The following is a 14,549-nucleotide window of genomic DNA, read 5'->3' as shown; positions in this document are numbered from 1 at the left end:
CCTCTGTCATCGTCCTGTCAATATATTTCGATATTATTCGAAATGTCGTAATATCTAGCCTACGCCAACTTGAAGCCCCTGATCATGGAAACCAAACAAGTCATCGCCGCGCTGGCCGCGCTCGCGCAGGAATCGCGCCTGGCCACGTTCCGCCTGCTGGTGCAGACCGGGCCGGGAGGGCTGGCGGCCAGCAAGATCGCCGAGCAGCTCGACGTGGCGCCGTCGTCGCTGTCGTTCCACCTGAAGGAACTCACCCATGCCGGCCTGATCACTGCCCGGCAGGATGGCCGCTTCATCATCTACAGCGCCAATTTCGACACGATGAATGGCGTGCTTGCTTTTCTTACCGACAACTGCTGCGGCGGCGTCCCGTGCGCCGTGCCAACGGCCTGCGCACCGTCCGGCCAGGGCTGCGCCTGATCACCACCCATACCAAGGAAAACCTCATGAACGTATTGATGCTCTGCACCGGCAATTCGTGCCGCTCGATCCTGGCCGAAGCCACCTTCAACCACCTGGCGCCGGACGGCTGGCGCGCCATCAGCGCCGGCAGCAAGCCGGCCGGCTATGTGCACCCCCGTTCGATCGCGCTGCTGCAGCGCGAAGGCATTGCCACGGCAGGCTACTACAGCAAATCGTGGGAGAACTTGCCGGCGACGCCGGACATCGTCATCAGCGTCTGCGGCAATGCCGCCGGCGAAACCTGCCCCGCTTACCTGGGCCCGGTTCTGCGTGCACACTGGGGCGTGGAAGACCCGGCCCATGCCACCGGCACCGACGAGGAAATCGATGCGGCCTTCATGACGGCTTACCGTATCCTGCGCAACCGTATCGAAGCGTTCCTGGCGCTGCCGCTGGATGAGCTGAAAAACGACCGCGCCCGCATGAAGGCGGAACTGGACCGCATCGGAGGCCTGGCATGACCTTGGCGCGACGCATCGTCTCCGAAGGCCTGGGCACGGCGCTGCTGCTGGCCGTCGTGGTCGGTTCCGGCATCATGGCCGAGCGGCTGGCGGGCGGCAATGTCGCCATCGCGCTGCTGGCCAACGCGATTGCCACCGGCGCGGGGTTGATCGCATTGATTTTGATGTTTGGCACCATCTCGGGCGCGCATTTCAACCCGGTCGTGACGTTGTCGGAAGCGTGGCAGGGCAATGTGCCGGGCCGCGAAGTGCTGCCGTATATCGCGGTACAAGTGATCGGCGCCTTTGCCGGCGTGGCCGCCGCGCATGGCATGTTCGGCGAGCCGCTGTTCTTCGCATCGCAGCACGTGCGCACCGGTGCTGCCCAGTGGTGGAGCGAATGCGTGGCCACGTTCGGCCTGATCGCTGTCATCATCGGCACATCGCGCAGCCGTCCGGCCGTGACGCCGTTCGCCGTGGCAGCCTACATCGTGGCCGCGTACTGGTTCACGTCGTCGACGTCGTTCGCCAATCCGGCCGTCACGCTGGCGCGCGCCGCCACCGACACCTTTGCCGGCATCCGGCCAGGCGATGCGCCTGGCTTCATCGTGGCGCAACTGGTCGGCGCCGCTGCCGCATCCGTCCTGTTTTGCTGGCTGTACCCGGCGCCGCCGGCCAATGCCACGGTCGGCGGGACCGTGCCGCCCGGAGACTTCGCGGAAACCGCCAGGAAGGCAGGTGCGTAATGGCCATCCCCGACTTGCCCAATATCAGGGAAGAATTGCTGGACATGCCGGATATGGCCAAGCTGGCCCAGCAAGGCGACCTGTCGCACCCGCCGCGCATCCTGTTGTTGTATGGTTCGCTGCGCGAACGTTCGTTCAGCCGTTTCCTGACCTATGAAGCGGCGCGCATCCTCGAACATTTCGGCGCGGACGTGAAGATCTTCGATCCGATGGCATTGCCGATGGTGGGCAGCGTGCCGGAAACCCACCCGAAGGTGGTCGAATTGCGCGAGCTGTGCCTGTGGTCCGAGGGCCAGGTGTGGTGCAGTCCGGAGCGCCATGGCGCGATTACGGCCGTGATGAAAAACCAGATCGACTGGATTCCGCTGGAGCAGGGCGCCATCCGCCCGAGCCAGGGCCGTACGCTGGCGGTGATGCAGGTGTGCGGCGGTTCGCAATCGTTCAACGTGGTCAATACCATGCGCTTGCTGGGCCGCTGGATGCGGATGTTCACCATTCCGAACCAGTCGTCGGTACCGATGGCGTACAAGGAATTCGACGAAGCGGGGCGCATGCGGCCGTCGGGCTATTACGACCGCGTGGTGGACGTGATGGAGGAATTGTTCAAGATGACCTTGCTGCTGCGGGGTAGGACCGATTACCTCACGGACCGCTACAGCGAGCGCAATGAGCGGCAGATGAAGATCATCGACAAGCTGGTCAAAAAAATCTGATCCATACCGGTGGCAGCAGTTATCATGCTGCCAACACCAACGGGAGCGGACATGCAGATTCGTGAAGCCATCGCCGACGATGCGAAAGCCATTGCGGCCATTTACAACCCATTCATTGCCAACACCACCATCACGTTCGAAGAGGCGCCGGTGACGGATGCCGACATGGCGCAGCGTATCGCCGACGTCCAGGGCGGCGGCTTGCCCTGGCTGGTGGTGGAGCAGGACCACGTGGTCGTGGGCTACGCGTACGCCACCAAGTGGCGGGTGCGCCATGCCTATCGCTATTCCGTGGAAAGCTCGGTCTACCTGGCGCCGGAAGCGGCCGGCAAGGGCGTCGGCACGGTGCTGTACACCGCGTTGCTGGAGCGCTTGCGCGACCAGGGCTATCACCTGGCGATCGGCGGCATCGCGCTGCCGAACGCCGGCAGCGTCGCCTTGCATGAGAAGCTGGGGTTTGAAAAAGTCGCGCAGTTCCGCGAAGTCGGGTTCAAGTTCGAGCGCTGGCTCGATGTGGGCTATTGGCAGAAAACGCTGAATCCGGCGTAGGCCAGCGTTGGCCCGGACACCGCCGGGGAAATCAGGCTTTCCTCATTTAAGACGCAAGGCATTGCTGATCACGGATACGGAACTGAGGCTCATGGCCAGCGCGGCCAGCATCGGGGACAGCAGCCAGCCAGTCAGCGGATAGAGCGCGCCGGCCGCGATCGGAATGCCCAAGGCGTTGTAGAGCAGGGCAAGCAGCAGGTTTTGTTTCATGTTACGTACTGTCGCGTCCGAGATCCGGCGAGCGATCGCTATGCCGCGCAGGTCGCCTTTGACCAGCGTCACTTGCGCACTGTTCATGGCGACATCGGTGCCGGTTCCCATCGCGATGCCGACGTCGGCCCTGGCCAACGCCGGCGCGTCATTGATCCCGTCGCCAGCCATGGCCACGATGCGACCCTCCCGCTGCAGCTTCTCGACCAGCGCAAGCTTGTCGGCCGGCGTGACTTCACCATGTACCTCGCTAATGCCAAGCCGGCGTCCCACGGCCCTGGCCGTGGTAACGCCGTCGCCCGTCGCCATGACGAGCTGGATCCCGGCCGCATTGAGCTGTTCCATCGCCTCCACAGTACTTGCCTTGATCGGGTCGGATACCGCCAGCAGCCCTGCAAGGGCGCCATCAATTGCCAGGTGCATGACACTCGCCCCCTCCGCACGCAACAACTCCGCGCTGGAGCGCAGTGGCTGAACATCAATGCCAAGTTGCGCCATCAGGGCGGTATTGCCCAGCGCGATTGCCTTGCCTGCCACCGTACCGCGCACCCCGATGCCGCTTGCCGATTCAAACGTATCCGGTTTATCGAGCGCCACCTGGCGCTCGCGGGCGGCACGGACAATTGCATCGGCCAGTGGATGTTCACTCCCCTGGTCGATGCTGGCCGCCATCTGCAAGACCTCCTGCTCAGTGTGGCCGGCGACCGGCACCACGCGGTCGAACGTTGGCTTCCCCTCGGTCAAGGTGCCAGTCTTGTCAACGATGATCGTGTCGACTTCCCGTAACCTTTCGATCGCCGCGGCATCGCGGAACAGAACGCCATGTGTCGCGCCCTTGCCGGTGGCCACCATGATCGACATGGGCGTGGCCAGCCCGAGGGCACATGGGCAGGCAATGATCAGCACCGAAACGGCACTGAGCAAGCCAAAACCCCAGGCGGGTTGCGGACCGAAAATGCCCCACAGGAAGAAGGCCAGCGCGGCGACCGCCACCACGCCGACAACAAAATATCCCGCGACGACATCGGCCATGCGTTGCATGGGCGCCTTCGAACGCTGCGCGGCCGCCACCATTTCCACGATTTGCGCCAGCATCGTTTGTGCGCCGACGCGCTCCGAACGCATCACCAGCGCACCGTTGCTGTTGAGCGTAGCGCCAATGACCTTGTCGCCGACGCGTTTGGTGACGGGTAACGGTTCACCGGTCAACATGGATTCATCGATCGCGCTGCTCCCTTCCACCACCACGCCATCGACCGGCACTTTTTCGCCCGGGCGTATGCGCAGCAAATCCCCGACCTGCACGTCGCTGATCGCAACGTCCTGATCCGCACCGTCGGGACTGATGCGGCGTGCCGTCCTGGGCGCCAGTCCCAGCAACGATTTGATGGCGGCAGACGTCCGCGAGCGGGCTTTCAACTCCATCATCTGGCCCAACAGTGTCAGCGAAATGATCACGGCGGCGGCTTCGTAATACACGCCAATGCGGCCCATCGACATGAACGAGGCTGGAAACAATTGTGGCGCGACCGTCGCCACGACGCTGTAGAGATAAGCGGCGCCGGTACCCAGGCTGATCAGTGTCCACATATTCGGGCTGCGATCAAGGATGGAGCGCGCGCCGCGTACGAAAAACGGCCACCCGGACCACAGGACAACGGGCGTCGCAAGAATGAATTCAACCCAGCTCTGCGTGTTCGCCGCCAGCACATGGACCTGGTGCCCAAGCATCGCCAGCAAAACCACGATCATGGTCAGTGGCAGCGTCCACCAAAAGCGGCGGGTGAAGTCCCTCAGCTCCGGATTCTCATCGTCAGTCAGCTGCGGAGTCACCGGCTCCAATGCCATGCCGCATTTCGGACAAGTCCCGGGACGATCCTGGCGTACCTCCGGGTGCATGGGGCAGGTGTACAGGGCCGAGGATGGTGCGGCATGATCCGGGACCGCCGGATTTCCGGACGGGTTGCCGCTTCCTGGTGGGGCGGATCGAACCCGATGCTGCAGATGCATACCATCTTTGCTGTTCATGGCGACGCTCCCACAGTAGACGCGCTGGCATACCACACTGTAGTCTTTCCGTGACCAGGAATACTTTGATCCAGGTCAAAACCTGGATCGACCGTTTGCCCTTACTTGGCTGCCTTGCGCGACGACCAGTGAATATGCGTGACGATCCAGCCATCGCCCTGCTTTTCAAGGACAGCGGTTTCCGTGCCAAACAGGTGCACCGGCTTGCCTTTGAAATTGCCCGTCGTTTCCGTTTCCTGCATGACCACCGCCAGGGTGCCGTCGATACGCTCGCTGTGGCGCAATACTTTGCTGTCCGTCACCTTGGCAAATTCCATGTCCGAGCCGAGATGATGGCCGACATACTCGTCACGCGAGCGCTCCACATAGCCCGACTCGAAGATCTGAATTTCCGGCTTCAGCAGGGCTGCGGCCCTGGTCTTGTCGCCGCTTTTTAAGGCCTGGTGAAACTCGGCCACTGTTTCGGCCGGCGTGGCCGCCCATGCTGGCAGGCATGCGATTGAGAGCGCAAATAAGGAAAGTGCGTGGCGCATGGATGATTCTCCTGGTTGAATAATTGTTTTCCACGGCACGGATTAAAGCAGCGCCGCGCCGGCCGGGCAAGCCATTCCAGAAGAACTTTGTACAAGCTGGATTTCCCTTGACCTTCCCCCCGTGGGAACGTTTATATTGAGGGGCTCGGCGCCAACTCCGGCGCTGTCTTGCCATGCAATTAATGAAACCATTCTTCCGTTACGTACTGTGGCTGCTGATCGCAGTGCTCCCTCTGCAGGGGAGCGCTGCGGCCATGCGATCGTGCGGCATGAAGATGGCGGCAATGCAGACGGTCAGCCAGGGCCAGGAATGCCACGAGCATGCGGCGCAGGTTAGCCCCCGGGACGACGCGCATCAGTCCAAGCCCGCGCTTGCCGATGCCCATGGCAAATGCAGCAGTTGCGCCAGTTGCTGCGTGGGTGCCAGCGCGCCACCCGCTGCACTCCAGCAGGCGCCGGTTCAACCCGTTGCGGGATTTGCCGATGCCGGCAAAGATCCTGCCATGACCACGTTTTTCCCTCCCACGCTGGAACGCCCTCCCTGTCATTCCTGACAATGTTCGTGGTGCGCAGCCGCGGTTGCGCGCCATTCCGTCATGAAATCTATACCTGCTGTGCATGGCGCTCGCGCGCCTGTTATCAGCATTCATTGTTTTGACAAAGAAGGGAACACATCGTGAACAACCTGTACAAAGCCATCTTCGCCGCCTGCATCGCCTTCGGCGGCATCGCAACCCATGCTGCCGCGCACGAAGAGCACGCGGCCGTGGCGCAACCGGCGCTGGCCGACGGTGAAATCAAGAAGGTCGACAAGGATGCGAGGAAGCTCACCATCAAGCATGGTGAGTTGACCAACCTGAACATGCCCGCCATGACCATGGTATTCCGCGTCAAGGACCCCGCCATGCTGGATAAAGCCAGGGAAGGCGACAAGGTGCGGGTCGCCATAGAAAAGGTCGACGGCGCGCTGACGGTGACCACGCTCGAACTGGCCAAATAAGCCGGAAAGGACATCACATGAAAGCATTGCATACACTGGCGGCCGCCGCCGCGTTGGCCGGCGCTGTCCTGGTTGCCCCGCTGGCGTCCGCGCACGCGGTCCTGAAAAGTTCCGCGCCACAGGCCGGCGCCGTCCTGGCGGCGGCGCCCAGGGACATCACGCTGACCTTCAATGAAAAAATCGAGGAAGCCTTCAGCTCGATTACGGTGACGCGCGGCGACGGCGGCGCTGTTACCACCGGCAAAGCCAAACCGGATAGCGCCAATCCGGCGGTCATGCACGTCGAAGTTCCCGCGCTCACGGCGGGTGACTACAGCGTCAAATGGGCGGTGGCCGGACATGACGGGCACCGCAGGACTGGCGAGTTCAAATTCACGGTGAAGTAAGTGGATCCTGTTTCGCTGTTGCAGGCCGGCTCGGCGTTGTTGCTCAACGCGGCCTTCGCCTGGCTGGCCGGATCTGTCCTGGCACGCTCCTGGCTGCGCGGCGGGGGCGCGCCTGCCGGTCCCTTGCAGGCTGCCATGGCCAGACTGGATCTTGCGGCGGCGGGACTGGCCCTGCTTGGCTGCCTTGCTGGCTTGTGGGCCGCCACCGCAGTGATGAGCGGATTGCCGCTCGGGCAGGCGCACACGATGCTGTGGGCGATGCTGTCGGGTACCGACCACGGGCGCGCGGGTGGCGCGGCCGTGGTGGCCATGCTGCTGGTGGCCGTCGTGCGGCTCCTGGGCGGCAGCGGCCGGGCCGGCGATGTCCTGACCATGGGCGCGCTCATGGTATTTGCGATGACGCGCGCCTTCATGGGGCACGCGGGCGAGGCCGGCCTGCTGTCGGCCGTCTACGCGGCGGAAGCAGTGCATTACGCCGCCGTCGGCGTATGGGCCGGCGCAGTCTTTGTTTCCGGCAGGCTGGTCCTGTCGCCAACGCACGCCGTGGCATCGGGCCATGCCGCCGTCAACCGGTATCTCGCGCGCATGTCCCATTGCGCGATGGGGGCCGTGGCGGCGATTGCCGGCACTGGCATCTTCAGTGCCTGGCACCGGGTCGGAAGCGCCGAACTCCTGGTGCGCACCGACTATGGCGCGATCCTGTTGGCCAAGGTGGGACTGGTCTTGCTGGCCATCGCGCTGGGCGGCTACAACAAGTTCGTCGGACTGCCGGGCGCGGGCCGCTCCATGGATGGCGTACGGGCGGTCAGGCTGGTTTTGCAAATCGAAACTGCCATACTGCTGGGCGCCTTGCTGGCGGCATCGATGCTGGTTTCACAGCAACCGCCCGCGACGATGTGATTCCCCCGTGCCAGCGGCCCCGCCTTGACGCTACCCCATCAGCGGACTACCATTAATGACCTTTGAGTAAGTAATTAATGTGCCGCCACAGGCGCCGTCCGCCAACATGCCAGATCCGACAGAATCCAAGCCGCGCTGGGAGCGGCGCAAGGATGCGCGCCCGCAGGAATTGCTGGCCGCTGCGCTGGACCTGTTCGTCAGCCGCGGCTATGCGGCCACGCGCCTGGAAGACGTGGCGCGCAGCGCCGGCGTGTCGAAGGGCACGTTATATCTGTATTTCGCCAACAAGGAAGAATTGTTCAAGGCCGTGGTGCGCGACGCCATCGTGCAGCCGATCGGCGAAGCGGAAACGGATTTTGCCGCCGTCGACGGCCACAGCGCCGACTTGCTGCGCACGTTGCTGATGCGCTGGTGGGACAAGGTGGGCGCCACGCGCGCGTCCGGCATCACCAAGCTGATGGTGGCGGAAGCGGCGAATTTCCCGGAGTTGATGCAGTTTTATAACGAAGAAGTCATCGCGCGGGGCAATGCGCTGATCAGCAATATCCTGGCGCGGGGCGTGGCCCGGGGCGAATTCCGCCCCGTCGACCCGGCCGTGCTGATGCCGGTGCTGACGGCGCCCGTGCTGATGCTGATGATGTGGTCGCAGTCGCCCCAGTTGTGCGCGGGGGCCAATATCGACCCGTACGCTTACCTGGGCGCCTTCATCGATCTCACCCTGCGCGGACTGCGCCCCGCCTCTGCGCCCGAGGGGACTCCCTACTGCATGCCCACCGCGCCCGCCACCGATTTGCACAATAAATAAGCAGATTTGGATCAAATTTGTGCATTCAACCCCGCCAAACTGCAGACTGTCGCAATTTCCTGCCCGTCATCGCCGATATAGTTAATATGCCGTCCAGTGCAGTTCAACGATAAAATGGCGGATTATCTCAATCAGTGGCGCCTGGCACCGGCGGTATCAGGCACCAATTAGTTAATCTTTCACGAGTCTAAAGATGAATATCGAACAAGCCCGCTTCAACATGATCGAACAGCAAATCCGTCCCTGGGACGTCCTGGATACGGACGTCTTGGATGCGCTGCAAGTCGTCAAGCGTGAGAAATTCGTCCCGGCTGCATACAAGAACCTGGCTTTCGTCGATACCGAAATCCCTCTGGGCGGCGGCGAATTCATGTTCACCCCGAAGCTGGAAGCGCGCATCCTGCAGGAATTGCAACTGAAAAAGCATGAAAACGTGCTGGAAATCGGCACCGGCAGCGGTTACATGGCTGCCTTGCTGGCGCACCGCGGCCGCCATGTGACCACCGTTGAAATTTCGCCGGAATTGAAAGCCCAGGCCGAAGCGAACCTGGCCGCCAACGGCATCACCAACGTGACGGTAGAGCAGGGCAATGGCGCCCAGGGCTGGACCAACGGCGCACCATTCGATGTGATCGTGCTGTCCGGGTCGGTGCCAGTGCTGCCGGAAGCGCTGCTGAAGCAGGTAAAAGTGGGCGGCCGCATTTTCGCGATCATCGGCGAAGCGCCGGTGATGTCGGGCCACGTGATTACCCGCACCGGTGAAGCGGGCTACGACACCGTCAAAGTATTTGAAACCAATGTGAAGCCGCTGCAATTGGCTGTCACGCCGTCGCACTTCACCTTCTGAGAGGCGCCAGGCCATGCAGCAGATTACCGCACCCGAACTGGCCGACTGGCTGGCCGATGAAGCGCGTCCCAGCCCGTTTTTGCTGGACGTGCGTGAAAACTGGGAATACGAAACCTGCCACATTGCAGGCTCGACCCTGATGCCGATGAACACGATCCCGGCCCGCATCGACGATCTCGATGAAGAGGCGGCCATCGTATGCATCTGCCATCACGGTGCGCGCAGCATGCAGGTGGCGGCGTTCCTGGAACACAACGGCTTTGGCAAGGTCATCAACCTGACCGGCGGCGTACACGCGTGGGCTGTGCAAGTGGACAGCACCATGCCAAAATATTAAGTTGTTATTCCATAACCGATGACTCCCACGGAGAACGCAATGCAGAAACCCTTACTCGCCATGCTGATCGGCAGCGCAATGTTGACGATGAACGCACAGGCGGCTGACCTCCTCCAGGTATACCAGCAGGCGCTCGCCAACGACGCCACGTATGCCAGCGCGCGCGCTGCGCTGGCAGCAGGTCAGGAGCGGACGACGCAGGGGCGTTCTCAGTTGTTGCCGACCATCGGCCTGGGCGGCAGCAGCACCAAGACCACGGGCGACTTCGATACCAAGAACCCGCTGAACCCGGACCATACGCTGGACAACTCGAACAACCGGTATGCGTTGCAGCTGACGCAGCCGCTGTTCCGCTGGGACCGCTGGGAAACGTACCAGCAGAGCAAACTGGCCCAGGCCGCGGCCGAGGCCACGTTCGCCCAGGCGCAGCAGGATTTGATCGTGCGTGTATCGCAAGCGTATTTCGACGTGCTGACCGCACAGGATGCGCTGACGTCGATCCAGGCGCAGAAGACCGCGACCACGGAGCAGCTGGCATCGGCCAAGCGCAACTTCGAAGTGGGCACGCAGACCATCACCGACACGCATGAAGCGCAAGCGGCGTACGACCTGGTGGTGGCGCAGGAATTCGCCGCGCAAAGCGACCTGGAAGTCAAACGCGCCGCGCTGCTGCAAATTATCGGCAAACCGGCCGGTTCGCTGGCATCGTTGCGTCCGGGCGTGAAGATCGCGGCGCCGGAACCGGCCGCGATGGAGCCATGGGTGTCGTCGGCCGAACAGCAAAACTATGCGGTGGTGGGCGCCCAACTGAACGTGGAAATCGCCAAGCGTGAAATCAACCGTACCCGCGCCGGCCACCTGCCGACGCTGGACCTGACGGCCAGCAAAGGCCGCGACAGCACCACCGGCGTTGGCATCAACAAGGCCAATGCGATCGGCGTGACCTGGAGCGTGCCGATCTTCAGCGGCTTTGCCATCACCAGCAAGGTGCGTGAATCGATCGCGCTGGAAGACAAGGCGCGCAACGACCTGGAAGCCACCCGCCGCGCCGCCGCGCAGGGGGCACGCACGGCTTATCTGGGCGTGAACAGCGGCCTGGCGCAGGTGCGCGCGCTGGAAGCGGCGGAAGTGTCGAGCAAATCCGCGCTGGAATCGAACAAGCTGGGTTACCAGGTGGGCGTGCGGATCAACATCGACGTGCTGAATGCGCAGCGCCAGCTGTACTCGACCCAGCGCGACCTGTCCCGCGCCCGTTACGACACGCTGATGAATGGCCTGCGCCTGAAGTCGGCGGCCGGTTCGCTGAAGGAAGCCGACCTGGCGCCGATCAACGCGCTGCTGCAAAACTGAGCGGCGCGGCCGCCACAGCAAAAAGCCGGGTTGATCCCGGCTTTTTTATTTAATCAGCGCAATCCCGCGCCCGCCCCGTCGGAGCTGCGTTCGATCAGCTCGATCTTGTAGCCGTCCGGGTCCGCCACGAATGCAATCACCGAGGTGCCGCCCTTGACGGGGCCAGGTTCGCGCGTCACGTTGCCGCCGTTGGCCTTGACGGCGTCGCATGCGGCAACGATGTTGTCGGCGGAGATGGCGATGTGGCCGTAGGCCGTGCCCATCTCGTACTTGTCCACGCCATAGTTATACGTCAGCTCCAGTTCAGCGTGGTCCGGATTGCTGCCATAGCCGAGGAAGGCCAGCGTGTATTTGTATTCGGGATTATCGCTGGTGCGCAGCAGTTTCATGCCGAGGACGTTGGTATAAAAGTCGATCGAGCGCTGCAAGTCGCCGACGCGCAGCATGGTGTGCAGGATTCGCATGGTGTGGTTGCCTTGAGGGTAAAACAACGATTGTAGGCGCTGCCCGCAATCCGTGCAGGCGGCGGTCGCGCATAAAAAACAGTTGCATCCGCGCGCCATTGTGATAACGTTAACCTATTGCCGTTGCGAGGAGAATGCAGTGACCGTTAAACGCCGCCGTTTTCTGCGCCAGGTGCTGGCCACCGGACTGACCGGCGCCATGCCGCCGCTGTTGCGCCAGGCGCTGGCGGTGCCTGCGCACAGCGCCACCGGCACCGTGATGGATGTGCAGCACGTGGTGATCCTGATGCAGGAAAACCGTTCGTTCGACCATTATTTTGGCAGCTTGCCCGGGGTGCGCGGCTTTGGCGACCGCTTCACGATTCCCATCAAGGGCCGCAACAGCGTGTGGGAACAGAGCAATGGCCGCCGCATCGTGATGCCGTACCACCTCGACCAGGCAGCGGGCAATGCGCAGTGTGCGCTGGATTTGCCGCACACGTGGCCGGACGCACAGGCGGCGTGGGACGACGGCCGCATGAATTTCTGGCCCCGTTCCAAGACCGACGCGTCGATGGCATATTACACGCGCCAGGAATTGCCGTTCCAGTTCGCGCTGGCCGACGCCTTCACGCTGTGCGACGCGTATCACTGCTCACTGCAGGGCGGCACCAATCCCAACCGCCTGTACATGCTGACCGGCACCAATGACCCGCAGGGGCGGGATGGCGGCCCCGCCATCGACAACCGCATGGAAGGGTTGGGCCGGCCCGAAGCGGGCTTTCGCTGGACCACTTACGCGGAGCGCCTGGAGCAGGCCGGCATCAGCTGGAAGGTGTACCAGGACATGAAGGACAACTACGACTGCAACATGCTGGCCGTGTTTCGCACGTTCCGGGAACAGTACGACAGCAAGGCCGGGCCGCTGTACGAAAAAGGGTTGACCAGCACGCTGTGGGACGCCAGCCTGCAAGGCTTGCGCGACGACGTGGTGGCCGGCCGCCTGCCGCAGGTGAGCTGGATCGTCGCGCCGCGCCTGTATTGCGAACACCCTGGGCCATCGACGCCGGTACAGGGCGGCATGTATACGCAGCAGGTGCTGGAAGCACTGCTGGCCGATCCGGCCGTGTGGAGCAAGACGGTATTCCTGCAAATGTATGACGAAAACGATGCCTTCTTCGACCACGTGCCGCCGCCGGCCGCCCCCGCGTTCAATCGCGACGGCAGCCGAGCGGGGGCATCGACCGCCGATTGCGACGATGAATGCCACCTGGACAAGCGCCTCTACGGCCTGGGCCCGCGCGTGCCGATGCTGGTGATTTCGCCGTGGAGCAAGGGCGGCTGGGTCAATTCGCAAGTGTTCGACCACACGTCCATCCTGCGCTTCCTGGAAGTGCGCTTTGGCGTGCGCGAACCGAACATCAGCCCGTGGCGGCGCGCCGTGTGCGGCGACCTGACCAGTTGCTTCGACTTCGCCCATCCCGATGCGTCGCCGCCACCGCTGGTGCCGCGCGGCAGGCAGTGGGCCGATGCGTGGCGCCGGGAACAGCGCGCGCTGGCAGGCATCGACGTGCCGCGGGAAACCGGCCAGAGCGCACCGCGCCAGCCGCGCGGCGTGCGGCCGTCGCGCGCCTTGCCGTACCGGCTGGAGGTCGAATGCGGCGTGCTGGCAGAACGCCAGCAAGTGTCGCTGCGCTTCATCAACAGCGGCCAGGCCGGCGCCGTGTTCCACGTCTATGACCAGTTGCACCTGGAACGCATCCCGCGTCGCTACACGGTGGAAGCGGGCAAATCGCTCGACGACCTGTGGACTCCCGCAGCGGCGGACCAGGGCCGCTACGATTTATGGGTGCTGGGACCGAACGGCTTCCACCGCCGCCTGCAAGGGACGCTCGATGCGGCGGATGCCGCGCTGGCGCTGGAACTGGCGCCATTCAACGGCGCCTTGCGCGTCACGTTGCGCAACGATGGCGCGGCGCCGCGTGACGTCGCCTTGCGCAAACTGGCCTACGGCGAAGCGCCGGTGCAGTGGCGCACACTGGCGCCGGGCGAGAGCGCGCGCATCTTGCTGGCGCTCGATGGCCAGCATGACTGGTATGACTACGCGGTACAGGCGGGGGAATGGATGCGGCGTTTTGCGGGCCGCCTGGAATCGGGGCGCCATGGCGTCAGTGACCCGGAGATGAGTGCTTAACCGCTGATTCAAAACGGCTGATTCAAGCCAGCGGCAGCGCTGTTTCGTATTTGACTTCGCGCAGCGCGACACTGGTATTGACTTGCGACACGCCTGGCAACTTCAGCAGCACGTTGTGCAGGAAGTCGTGGTACGCATTCATGTCCCTGACCACCAGCTTGACCATGTAATCGGAATTGCCCGTCACTTCATAGCACTCCATCACTTCCGGCCGCAGTTGCATGGCGTTTTCAAAGCCCGCCACCACGGTGGCGTCATGCCGCGTCAGCGAAATGTGCAACATGCAACATTGCGATAACTCCACCTTGCGCCGGTCGACGATGGCGGCGTAACGCGTGATCACACCTTTCTCTTCCAGCTCCTTTTGGCGGCGCCAGCAAGGGGTCGCCGACATGCCCACTTTTTCAGCAAGTTCGTTGGTCGAAATGCGGCTATTTTGTTGCAATTCGCTAAGAATTTTCAGCGAAGCCGCATCGAAAGTGGAATTTTCCATGAAAGCCTAAAAATAAAAATGCTGTACTTTTTTGAGCTGTTTCTGATGTAAAGCAGAAAAATTATTCCGCCCCCCTGCTCCTACTATCTCTGCATCAATGTTACAGGCGATCA

Annotated in this window: 18 protein-coding genes; 14 read left to right on the top strand and 4 right to left on the bottom strand. The window is 62.8% G+C overall.

What is annotated here, in order from left to right; genetic code table 11:
• Positions 1-84 precede the first annotated feature (84 nt).
• From GJ700_RS17530 to GJ700_RS17510, 5 genes are read left to right on the top strand one after another with little or no spacing between them, the layout of a single operon-like run.
• Positions 85-420, top strand: coding sequence for an ArsR/SmtB family transcription factor (locus tag GJ700_RS17530; protein WP_154376145.1), 336 nt, complete (start codon positions 85-87; stop codon positions 418-420).
• 26 nt (positions 421-446) lie between these two features.
• The gene (locus tag GJ700_RS17525; protein ID WP_154376143.1) at positions 447-923 is read left to right on the top strand and encodes an arsenate reductase ArsC; all 477 of its coding nucleotides are present in this window, start codon (positions 447-449) and stop codon (positions 921-923) included.
• A complete protein-coding gene (locus GJ700_RS17520) occupies positions 920-1,648 on the top strand; it encodes an aquaporin (protein ID WP_154376141.1) in 729 nt (242 codons plus the stop codon). The genes GJ700_RS17525 and GJ700_RS17520 overlap by 4 nt, the downstream gene beginning before the upstream one ends.
• Positions 1,648-2,361, top strand: coding sequence for an arsenical resistance protein ArsH (arsH, locus tag GJ700_RS17515; RefSeq protein ID WP_154376139.1), 714 nt, complete (start codon positions 1,648-1,650; stop codon positions 2,359-2,361). Before GJ700_RS17520 ends, arsH begins: the two co-directional genes overlap by 1 nt.
• Before the next feature lie 51 nt (positions 2,362-2,412).
• Entirely contained in the window at positions 2,413-2,910 is a 498-nt protein-coding gene (locus tag GJ700_RS17510) for an arsinothricin resistance N-acetyltransferase ArsN1 family B (RefSeq protein WP_154376137.1), read from the top strand.
• A gap of 42 nt (positions 2,911-2,952) precedes the next feature.
• Here GJ700_RS17510 and GJ700_RS17505 read toward each other — a convergent pair whose 3' ends face one another.
• Entirely contained in the window at positions 2,953-5,019 is a 2,067-nt protein-coding gene (locus GJ700_RS17505) for a copper-transporting P-type ATPase (protein WP_229507076.1), read from the bottom strand.
• A 230-nt stretch (positions 5,020-5,249) separates the two neighbouring features.
• Entirely contained in the window at positions 5,250-5,681 is a 432-nt protein-coding gene (locus GJ700_RS17500) for a YybH family protein (protein WP_154376133.1), read from the bottom strand.
• Between the two features lie 182 nt (positions 5,682-5,863).
• On the opposite strand from GJ700_RS17500, the gene GJ700_RS17495 reads away from it, so the two are divergent.
• The 8 genes from GJ700_RS17495 to GJ700_RS17460 all read left to right on the top strand — a co-directional run bounded on the left by GJ700_RS17495 (position 5,864) and on the right by GJ700_RS17460 (position 11,306).
• Positions 5,864-6,235, top strand: coding sequence for a hypothetical protein (locus tag GJ700_RS17495; RefSeq protein WP_154376131.1), 372 nt, complete (start codon positions 5,864-5,866; stop codon positions 6,233-6,235).
• 122 nt (positions 6,236-6,357) lie between these two features.
• Entirely contained in the window at positions 6,358-6,681 is a 324-nt protein-coding gene (locus tag GJ700_RS17490) for a copper-binding protein (RefSeq protein ID WP_371868005.1), read from the top strand.
• Positions 6,682-6,698: 17 nt separating this feature from the next.
• Positions 6,699-7,067: a copper homeostasis periplasmic binding protein CopC gene (gene copC / locus GJ700_RS17485; protein ID WP_154376129.1), complete on the top strand. Its 369-nt coding sequence runs from the start codon at positions 6,699-6,701 to the stop codon at positions 7,065-7,067.
• Entirely contained in the window at positions 7,068-7,967 is a 900-nt protein-coding gene (locus tag GJ700_RS17480; protein WP_371868004.1) for a CopD family protein, read from the top strand.
• Positions 7,968-8,073: 106 nt separating this feature from the next.
• Positions 8,074-8,772 (top strand): TetR/AcrR family transcriptional regulator, encoded by a 699-nt coding sequence (locus GJ700_RS17475; RefSeq protein WP_154376127.1) that lies wholly within the window; start codon positions 8,074-8,076, stop codon positions 8,770-8,772.
• A gap of 193 nt (positions 8,773-8,965) precedes the next feature.
• Positions 8,966-9,619, top strand: a complete 654-nt coding sequence (locus tag GJ700_RS17470; protein WP_154376125.1) for a protein-L-isoaspartate O-methyltransferase family protein — start codon at positions 8,966-8,968, stop codon at positions 9,617-9,619.
• A gap of 13 nt (positions 9,620-9,632) precedes the next feature.
• Positions 9,633-9,956, top strand: a complete 324-nt coding sequence (locus tag GJ700_RS17465; RefSeq protein ID WP_154376123.1) for a rhodanese-like domain-containing protein — start codon at positions 9,633-9,635, stop codon at positions 9,954-9,956.
• A 39-nt stretch (positions 9,957-9,995) separates the two neighbouring features.
• Positions 9,996-11,306, top strand: a complete 1,311-nt coding sequence (locus tag GJ700_RS17460) for a TolC family outer membrane protein (protein ID WP_154376121.1) — start codon at positions 9,996-9,998, stop codon at positions 11,304-11,306.
• 53 nt (positions 11,307-11,359) lie between these two features.
• On the opposite strand, the gene gloA is transcribed toward GJ700_RS17460, so the two are convergent.
• Positions 11,360-11,770, bottom strand: a complete 411-nt coding sequence (gene gloA, locus GJ700_RS17455) for a lactoylglutathione lyase (protein ID WP_154376119.1) — start codon at positions 11,768-11,770, stop codon at positions 11,360-11,362.
• A 139-nt stretch (positions 11,771-11,909) separates the two neighbouring features.
• On the opposite strand from gloA, the gene GJ700_RS17450 reads away from it, so the two are divergent.
• Positions 11,910-13,943 carry a phosphocholine-specific phospholipase C gene (locus GJ700_RS17450; protein WP_371868003.1) on the top strand — a complete coding sequence of 678 codons (2,034 nt, stop codon included), beginning with the start codon at positions 11,910-11,912 and terminating at the stop codon, positions 13,941-13,943.
• Between the two features lie 22 nt (positions 13,944-13,965).
• Here the strand turns inward: GJ700_RS17450 and GJ700_RS17445 are convergent, their stop codons facing one another.
• The gene (locus GJ700_RS17445; protein ID WP_154376115.1) at positions 13,966-14,436 is read right to left on the bottom strand and encodes an Lrp/AsnC family transcriptional regulator; all 471 of its coding nucleotides are present in this window, start codon (positions 14,434-14,436) and stop codon (positions 13,966-13,968) included.
• Between the last annotated feature and the right edge of the window lie 113 nt (positions 14,437-14,549).

Source organism: Pseudoduganella rivuli (assembly GCF_009674485.1).
Lineage (GTDB): Bacteria > Pseudomonadota > Gammaproteobacteria > Burkholderiales > Burkholderiaceae_D > Rugamonas > Rugamonas rivuli_B.
The sequence above is the reverse complement of the archived record's forward strand: the minus strand, read 5'-3'. Positions and strand labels throughout refer to the sequence as shown.

Coding starts and splice junctions, on each gene's coding strand:
- copC (WP_154376129.1), top strand. CDS start 6,699: ATGAAAGCATTGCATACACTGGCGGCCGCCGCCGCGTTGGCCGGCGCT.
- arsH (WP_154376139.1), top strand. CDS start 1,648: ATGGCCATCCCCGACTTGCCCAATATCAGGGAAGAATTGCTGGACATG.
- GJ700_RS17520 (WP_154376141.1), top strand. CDS start 920: ATGACCTTGGCGCGACGCATCGTCTCCGAAGGCCTGGGCACGGCGCTG.
- GJ700_RS17505 (WP_229507076.1), bottom strand. CDS start 5,019: ATGCACCCGGAGGTACGCCAGGATCGTCCCGGGACTTGTCCGAAATGC.
- GJ700_RS17495 (WP_154376131.1), top strand. CDS start 5,864: ATGAAACCATTCTTCCGTTACGTACTGTGGCTGCTGATCGCAGTGCTC.
- GJ700_RS17530 (WP_154376145.1), top strand. CDS start 85: ATGGAAACCAAACAAGTCATCGCCGCGCTGGCCGCGCTCGCGCAGGAA.
- GJ700_RS17500 (WP_154376133.1), bottom strand. CDS start 5,681: ATGCGCCACGCACTTTCCTTATTTGCGCTCTCAATCGCATGCCTGCCA.
- GJ700_RS17510 (WP_154376137.1), top strand. CDS start 2,413: ATGCAGATTCGTGAAGCCATCGCCGACGATGCGAAAGCCATTGCGGCC.
- gloA (WP_154376119.1), bottom strand. CDS start 11,770: ATGCGAATCCTGCACACCATGCTGCGCGTCGGCGACTTGCAGCGCTCG.
- GJ700_RS17525 (WP_154376143.1), top strand. CDS start 447: ATGAACGTATTGATGCTCTGCACCGGCAATTCGTGCCGCTCGATCCTG.
- GJ700_RS17445 (WP_154376115.1), bottom strand. CDS start 14,436: ATGGAAAATTCCACTTTCGATGCGGCTTCGCTGAAAATTCTTAGCGAA.
- GJ700_RS17475 (WP_154376127.1), top strand. CDS start 8,074: ATGCCAGATCCGACAGAATCCAAGCCGCGCTGGGAGCGGCGCAAGGAT.
- GJ700_RS17460 (WP_154376121.1), top strand. CDS start 9,996: ATGCAGAAACCCTTACTCGCCATGCTGATCGGCAGCGCAATGTTGACG.
- GJ700_RS17465 (WP_154376123.1), top strand. CDS start 9,633: ATGCAGCAGATTACCGCACCCGAACTGGCCGACTGGCTGGCCGATGAA.
- GJ700_RS17470 (WP_154376125.1), top strand. CDS start 8,966: ATGAATATCGAACAAGCCCGCTTCAACATGATCGAACAGCAAATCCGT.